10 protein-coding genes are annotated in these 6,588 nt (G+C 27.3%); all 10 read right to left on the bottom strand.

The window, feature by feature from the left end; genetic code table 11:
- Positions 1 to 144: 144 nt before the first annotated feature.
- The 10 genes from B4L98_RS12150 to B4L98_RS12105 all read right to left on the bottom strand — a co-directional run bounded on the left by B4L98_RS12150 (position 145) and on the right by B4L98_RS12105 (position 6,444).
- A complete protein-coding gene (locus tag B4L98_RS12150) occupies positions 145 to 444 on the bottom strand; it encodes a hypothetical protein (RefSeq protein WP_291047609.1) in 300 nt (99 codons plus the stop codon).
- 549 nt (positions 445 to 993) lie between these two features.
- Complete coding sequence (locus B4L98_RS12145; protein ID WP_291060385.1) at positions 994 to 1,680, bottom strand: type 1 glutamine amidotransferase domain-containing protein; 687 nt, start codon at positions 1,678 to 1,680, stop codon at positions 994 to 996.
- Positions 1,681 to 1,688: 8 nt separating this feature from the next.
- Positions 1,689 to 2,324 carry a nitroreductase family protein gene (locus B4L98_RS12140; protein ID WP_115000174.1) on the bottom strand — a complete coding sequence of 212 codons (636 nt, stop codon included), beginning with the start codon at positions 2,322 to 2,324 and terminating at the stop codon, positions 1,689 to 1,691.
- A gap of 8 nt (positions 2,325 to 2,332) precedes the next feature.
- Positions 2,333 to 2,698, bottom strand: a complete 366-nt coding sequence (locus B4L98_RS12135; RefSeq protein WP_286502449.1) for a DUF1304 domain-containing protein — start codon at positions 2,696 to 2,698, stop codon at positions 2,333 to 2,335.
- Between the two features lie 10 nt (positions 2,699 to 2,708).
- Positions 2,709 to 3,131 carry an organic hydroperoxide resistance protein gene (locus B4L98_RS12130; protein ID WP_291072251.1) on the bottom strand — a complete coding sequence of 141 codons (423 nt, stop codon included), beginning with the start codon at positions 3,129 to 3,131 and terminating at the stop codon, positions 2,709 to 2,711.
- Positions 3,128 to 3,553, bottom strand: coding sequence for a MarR family winged helix-turn-helix transcriptional regulator (locus tag B4L98_RS12125; protein WP_291072248.1), 426 nt, complete (start codon positions 3,551 to 3,553; stop codon positions 3,128 to 3,130). Before B4L98_RS12125 ends, B4L98_RS12130 begins: the two co-directional genes overlap by 4 nt.
- Before the next feature lie 155 nt (positions 3,554 to 3,708).
- On the bottom strand, positions 3,709 to 4,788 hold the full coding sequence (gene msrB, locus B4L98_RS12120) for a peptide-methionine (R)-S-oxide reductase MsrB (protein WP_291078320.1): 1,080 nt from the start codon (positions 4,786 to 4,788) through the stop codon (positions 3,709 to 3,711).
- The gene (locus B4L98_RS12115) at positions 4,785 to 5,273 is read right to left on the bottom strand and encodes a DUF417 family protein (RefSeq protein ID WP_115000182.1); all 489 of its coding nucleotides are present in this window, start codon (positions 5,271 to 5,273) and stop codon (positions 4,785 to 4,787) included. Before B4L98_RS12115 ends, msrB begins: the two co-directional genes overlap by 4 nt.
- 351 nt (positions 5,274 to 5,624) lie before the next feature.
- Positions 5,625 to 5,897, bottom strand: a complete 273-nt coding sequence (locus B4L98_RS12110) for a hypothetical protein (protein ID WP_115000184.1) — start codon at positions 5,895 to 5,897, stop codon at positions 5,625 to 5,627.
- A gap of 10 nt (positions 5,898 to 5,907) precedes the next feature.
- A complete protein-coding gene (locus B4L98_RS12105; RefSeq protein ID WP_038337322.1) occupies positions 5,908 to 6,444 on the bottom strand; it encodes a sigma-70 family RNA polymerase sigma factor in 537 nt (178 codons plus the stop codon).
- Positions 6,445 to 6,588: the final 144 nt, after the last annotated feature.

The raw sequence follows: 6,588 nt of genomic DNA, 5'->3' as shown, positions 1-6,588 counted from the left end.
CCGGTTTTTAGGGAAGATTACACACACCCAATTGATAATTTGGGGTTATTTTTAAATCAACTCTTAATTATATTTGAAAAAAGGTTCAACTGTAATACAGTCAAACCCATTTGAGATATCATAATATAAAATTCTGAATAGCTTTTAAGCGTAATTTTTTACATTTTGAATATAATTTCTCACATCGTTTATAAAATTTTTAGATAAAAAAGAACCTTCTATACATTCTTTTTTATTTTTCTCATTAAGCAATACAATTTCTTTTAATTCATGATTCAAATTAAAAACCGCTTCTATTGCTAATAAGTTAAGTTCTACAGTATAATTAGCATCATCTATTTGAGTTTTATTTATAGCTTTACTTAAAGCAAATTGAGATTTTTGATATTCATTAATATAATATATTAAATTATCCAATTCATCATTAATTCTTCCAGTTGTCATACTTATTTTTTTAAAAGGTACACAATAATAATTAAACTCTCTACTTTATGTGTAATTATAACATAGAAATAACATAAATGGAAACATATTTAATAAATTCAAAAAAGTAATGAAAGAAACTCATCTCATTCTATACTTTTTCTCTTCAAATATTCAACATAAATGAAGGATTTGTTTTATTTAAAAAACAATAGAAGTTTTTGTTTAACAAAGTAAGGAATTAATGAAGGAAAATAAATGGATTTTTATTTGAAACGGCAGTGATTTTTACAGTTTATTGCTATAAATAAGAGCCTACTTAAAATTAAGTATCAAATAATTTGAAATAAATTATTTGATAAGTATTAAAATAGGCTCTTGAAATTCAATCAATTCATCATCATCATCACTTTCACAGTTGATTGAATTCTTTTATATAAAATATAAAATATAAAATTTGGGCGTTCCCTTTGGTCGGGATTTCCGTTGCAATCTTTTCTAATCAGGAAAGGATTTTCTCTACAATCCCTAACGCAAATACGAATCAATATTTATATTAAATAAAAATTTTTATAAATTACTTTGTAAGTAAGTAATCATTTTCTCAGCAACTTCTTCCGAAGATGCAGGATTTTGACCTGTAATTAATAAACCGTCTTCTACAACATGCACTCCCCAGTCTTCAGTTTTAGAGTAATGACCTCCTAATTTTTCTAATTCAACCTGAACTAAGAATGGAACAACATCTGTTAATTGTACAGCATCTTCTTCAGAATTAGAAAAACCAGTTACATTTTTTCCTTTTACAAAAGGTTCTCCATTACTTAAAGTAACATTCTTGAAAACTCCTGGAGCATGACAAACAGCACCAACTGGCTTACCAGCATTATAGAAATCTAAAATCAATTGTTGAGAATGCACATCATTTGCTAAATCCCATAGTGGTCCATGACCTCCTGGATAGAAAATAGCATCATAATCCTCAGCTTTTTCTTTAGCTAATACATGTGTATTTGCAATTAAAGCTTTAACATTTTCGTCTTTATTGTAACGCTCTGTAGCTTCTGTTTGTGCAGCTTCAGTTTCGCTATTAGGATCTATAGGAGCTTGTCCACCTTTAGGTGTAGCAATAGTAACTTCGTGTCCAGCATCTACAAATTTGTAGTAAGGAGCAGCAAATTCTTCTACCCAAAATCCTGTTTTATGTCCTGTATTTCCCAATTCATCATGAGAAGTAACAACAAATAATATTTTCATAATTTTAATTATTTAAATTCAACAATAAATTCTTCACTTGGTAGTCTAACTTTTTTCATAGATCCAATCCAGTCTAATTCAGGATCGGCAACACCAACATACATTAAAGATACACTTTTAAGACCTAGCTGGTCTAATTTTAAAACTTTATCTACAATAGCGTTATCAAAACCTTCTACAGGAGTAGCATCAACTTTTAACTCAGCTGCTTGTGCTAATGCAAGCCCTAACGCAATATAAGTTTGACGAGCAGTATGTGCAAAATTTTCCTCTGCTGGTGTATTCAAGTAAATACCTTTTATTTTATCTGTATAACTTCCGAAACGACCTCTTGGCAATCCTCTTTCATCTGTAGTAAAATCATATACTTTATCAATTCTTTCTGCTGTATAGTTGTCCCAAGCAGCAAAAATAATTACATGTGAACAATCTCTCATACATTCAGGATTAAGAGCTCCTTCTACTAATTGATTTTTTAAATCTTGGTTCTCTACAACTAATACTTTAAAAGGTTGTAATCCAGATGAAGTAGGTGCTAGTCTAGCAGCTTCTAAAATTTTATCAATTTTATCTTGACTAACTTTTTGCGATGGATTGTATGCTTTTACTGCATGTCTCCAATTTAAATCTTCTATTAATGACATTTTTTTAATTATTTAGTTAAAAACACAAACAACATGGTAATTAAAGCAGGAATACCTTGTATAAAAAATATTTTTTTACCAGAGGTTATACCTCCAAAAATACCTGCAACAGTAATACATCCTAAAAAGAATAGACGAATATTACAACTCCATTCATGATTTTCTATAAGAAAAGACCAAATAAGTCCTGCAATCAAAAAACCGTTATATAAACCTTGATTAGCAGCTAATGCTTTCGTAGGAGTAAACAAATCTTTTGGTAAAGATTTAAATGTTTTTTTACCTGCTGTTTCCCAAGCAAACATTTCCATCCAAAGAATGTAACAATGTTCAATTGCAACAACTGCGGTTAAAATACTTGCTATAATTTCCATATCATTTGTATTAATTTACAGAAACACTTAATATAACTTCAATATTTCCACGAGTTGCATTAGAATAAGGACATACTTTATGTGCCGTTTTAATAAGATTTTGAGCTTCTTCCATTGAAACACCTGGTATATTAGCATGTATCTCAGCTGCAAGACCATAACCTCCGCTTTCTAATTGTCCGATAGCTACTTTTACTGTAACGCTCGTTTCTCCTGTTTTTATTTTTTGCTGTTTGATCACCAAATTCAATGCACTATCAAAACAGGCAGAATATCCTGCTGCAAATAGCATTTCAGGGTTTAAAAAGTCATCATTTGCACCTCCTAATGCTTTTGGAGTACGTACTTGCATATCTAAAACACCGTTTTCACTTTTTACTTGTCCGCTTCTACCTCCCGTGGCTGTAGCCTGAGTTTCATATAATTTTTTCATTGTTGTTTGTTTAAAATTTTATTTGCTATTTTTTTTAATTGTTTAAGCTCATCTACAGATATCGCCATTGATTCTAACAATTTTTCTGGAATATCTTTGACTTTCTCTTTCAAAGCACTTCCTTTTTTGGTCAAAGAAATTACTACAATGCGCTCATCTTCAATGTTTCTACTTCTAACAATCATTTCTTTTTGCTCCATTCTTTTTAGTAAGGGTGTTAGTGTACCGCTATCTAAGAAAAGTTTTTCACCTAATTGCCCTACTGTTTGCTGTTGTTCTTTCCATAAAACCATAAGCACTAAATACTGTGGATAGGTAATATCAAGTGGATCTAAATATAAACGGTACATGTTGATTATCTTTTTTGAAAGCGCATATATGGGAAAACAAAATTGATTATCTAGTTCTAGCGTATCTTTCATAGTTCATCAATATTAAATTACATAACAAAGTTACAAAATTATATTGTACACAATATAATTTTGTAAAACATTAACAAATGTTTTATTAAAAATTACAATCTGTAAACATTAAGTAATACCTTTTATAATATTTAGAAATAGAATTTTATTAGTTTTTATTTTATTAAGGATAAATATTTTTCATATCCTTTAGCTTTCATTTCTTCTTTTGATATAAACTTTAATGATGCACTATTAATACAATATCTCAATCCTCCTTTATCTTTTGGGCCATCATCAAAAACATGACCTAAATGAGCATTACCAGTTTTACTTCTTACTTCAGTTCTTTTCATTCCAAAAGAATTATCATTTATTTCTTCAATAAGATTTTTACTGATTGGTTTTGAGAAACTTGGCCAGCCACAACCTGATTCAAATTTATCCGTTGACACAAAAAGAGGTTCACCAGTTGTTATGTCTACATAAATTCCTTCTCTAAATTCAGAATTATATTCATTTGAAATAGGTTTTTCTGTTGCACCATTTTGTGTAACATCGTATTGCAAAGAAGTTAAATGTTTTTTAAGTTCACTTTGGCTTTCTTTGATATATTCTTTTTCTTGAATAGGATTTGCCTTACGAGCATCATCAAATAAACTTGGTGATATATGGCAATATCCTTTTGGATTTTTATTTAAATAATCTTGATGATAATTTTCTGCATCATAAAAATTATGTAAAGGCATATTTTCTACTACAATTTTTTGATTATAATTTTTTTCTAAATCTTTTAACTTCTGATCGATTAATTTAGAGTCAGTTGGGTTTGTATAATAAATTCCTGTTCTATATTGTGTCCCTAAGTCATTTCCTTGTTTGTCTAGACTCGTAGGATCTATTGTCTTAAAATACAAATCAATTAATAATCCTAGATCAACTATATCAGGATTATAAGTTACCTTGACAGTTTCAGCAAAACCAGTTTTACCTGTGATCACTTCTTTATAAGAAGGCTTTTCTATAGTTCCATTAGCATAACCTACAACTGTATTTGTAACCCCTCTGACCTGTTGAAAAAAATGTTCTGTTCCCCAAAAGCATCCTCCTGCAAAATATATTTCATTTTCTGATGTGTTATTCATTTTCTGATGTTTATTTGATTTAACTAAATTATTTTTATGAGTTTTACAACTTATACTTGTTAGTATTATTCCTGTAATAATTAATGAGCTTATGATGAATAATTTTTTCATGATTTTTTATTTAAAGATTGAGCTAAAAGAGTGAAACCAAAGCCGAAGTAAGCTATATCTTTTAAAATGAAAAAATCTGTTACAGGAACTCCATCAACAAATTTCCAAATCCCGGGAGTTGTAAAAAGATAACTAAGAGTTGTTCCGAAAATAATAAGAATAGCTATTCCCGCATATTTTTTTAATGATTGATATTTTAAAGTTAAAACAACTAATAATGCTACAAGTAATTCAAGTACTCCAACTATATTAGATACAGTTTGATCACTAAATATTTTATAAATCCAAAACGATAATGGGTGATTTTCTACAAGAGACTTTATAGCTTGAGCCTCTGTTGGTGTAAACTTAAAAATGCCTATCCACACTAAAAGTAATACTGTTCCAAATAGAGGTAAGTAATATCCTATTTTGTAAAGATTTATAAAGGGTGAATTAATATTCAAATTATCTTTATGAGTATGAACTAAATTTTTTGTTTCCATTTTTTAATAATTTTTATTGTATATACGATCTTTTATAATAGTAGTCGTATAAATAATTAAAACCTGACAAAAAAAATCTATTTTTTTTTGTTAGATATTAATCTTTCTATAATTTTTACAAAAAAAAACCATTGTAAATGTATCATTTAAAATGGTTTGAGTTTTTTTATTGTTTTATGAATTTATCTTAAATTTCATTAAATATGTGATGTATTATAATTAAAATAAAAATTAACTTTAGACTATACTTTGGAAATTATTTAATAAATATTTTAGTCTTAAAAATAGCAGTTTAAAAAGAAAATATTATTTATACACTTTATTTTTTGATGATAAACATTCGTAATGTATTTACTCATGTTTACAATGAGTTTCTATTTTGGACTTTATTTTAGATTTTAGAGCATCTACATTAATTAATTTTTCTTTTGAATTTTGTTTATTCAAAAGATTATCTATTAGCTTTACTTTTTTGTAGTAAGAAGCGCACCATTTACAACTATAAATATGTAAATTCAATCTCAAATTTTGAATTAATGAGATTTTTTTTGCATTTTTTTTCTCTATTTCAAATGTTATTTCATTACAAGGCATAATAACCCAATGAATAATTTTATTCCACATAAGTTAATTTTTAATTAGATAAATTAGATTCAATGCACTCTCTTAATTGTAATCTAGCTCTTTGAAGAATCTTCCATAAATTAGTCGATGTAATTCCTATTTCCTGACAAACAAGTTCTGTTTTTTTTTGTTTTAAATAGTATAGTTTTATAGGAATTAACCATTTATTAGGTAATTTTTCTAAACAATTTTCTAAATAGTTTTCTCTAATATTATTTTCATTTTCTGTCCAATCATTTAATATATTTTTATCAATCCAATTACCATTTTCATCAAAAAAATAATCTAAAGTGATCTCATTTTTATTATTATATTTTTTTCTGTAAAAATCAGAAATTTTATTTTTCAAAATACTAATTAACCAAGTTTTTACAGAGCTATTCCATTGAAATTTTTCATAATTTTCAAAAGCTGAAATAAAAACATCTTGTACTAAATCTTCTGCATCTTCTTTGCTAGATATTAAATAGTTAGTTTTTTTTAATAGGTCCAATGTATAATCATCAATCCATTTTTGGATATTAATATTTTTATCTTTATTTATCATAGGTATATTTTTATAGAAAAACCCGTAGTGCATTTGTATTAGCTTGTATATAAAAGTTGTACAAGCTACTAAAAAGCAGTAAATTGTAGTTACTACACACACAATTCAATGCACAACTTTAAAGCAAATTACGATAAAATTTTA

The organism is Empedobacter sp. UBA5528 (genome assembly GCF_002426075.1).
GTDB classification, from domain to species: Bacteria; Bacteroidota; Bacteroidia; order Flavobacteriales; family Weeksellaceae; genus Empedobacter; species Empedobacter falsenii_B.
The sequence above is the reverse complement of the archived record's forward strand: the minus strand, read 5'-3'. Positions and strand labels throughout refer to the sequence as shown.

What these genes read in the sequence shown, in the direction of transcription:
- B4L98_RS12150 (WP_291047609.1), bottom strand. Translation starts at nt 444, where the DNA reads ATGACAACTGGAAGAATTAATGATGAATTGGATAATTTAATATATTAT.
- B4L98_RS12145 (WP_291060385.1), bottom strand. Translation starts at nt 1,680, where the DNA reads ATGAAAATATTATTTGTTGTTACTTCTCATGATGAATTGGGAAATACA.
- B4L98_RS12140 (WP_115000174.1), bottom strand. Translation starts at nt 2,324, where the DNA reads ATGTCATTAATAGAAGATTTAAATTGGAGACATGCAGTAAAAGCATAC.
- B4L98_RS12135 (WP_286502449.1), bottom strand. Translation starts at nt 2,698, where the DNA reads ATGGAAATTATAGCAAGTATTTTAACCGCAGTTGTTGCAATTGAACAT.
- B4L98_RS12130 (WP_291072251.1), bottom strand. Translation starts at nt 3,131, where the DNA reads ATGAAAAAATTATATGAAACTCAGGCTACAGCCACGGGAGGTAGAAGC.
- B4L98_RS12125 (WP_291072248.1), bottom strand. Translation starts at nt 3,553, where the DNA reads ATGAAAGATACGCTAGAACTAGATAATCAATTTTGTTTTCCCATATAT.
- msrB (WP_291078320.1), bottom strand. Translation starts at nt 4,788, where the DNA reads ATGAAAAAATTATTCATCATAAGCTCATTAATTATTACAGGAATAATA.
- B4L98_RS12115 (WP_115000182.1), bottom strand. Translation starts at nt 5,273, where the DNA reads ATGGAAACAAAAAATTTAGTTCATACTCATAAAGATAATTTGAATATT.
- B4L98_RS12110 (WP_115000184.1), bottom strand. Translation starts at nt 5,897, where the DNA reads ATGTGGAATAAAATTATTCATTGGGTTATTATGCCTTGTAATGAAATA.
- B4L98_RS12105 (WP_038337322.1), bottom strand. Translation starts at nt 6,444, where the DNA reads ATGATAAATAAAGATAAAAATATTAATATCCAAAAATGGATTGATGAT.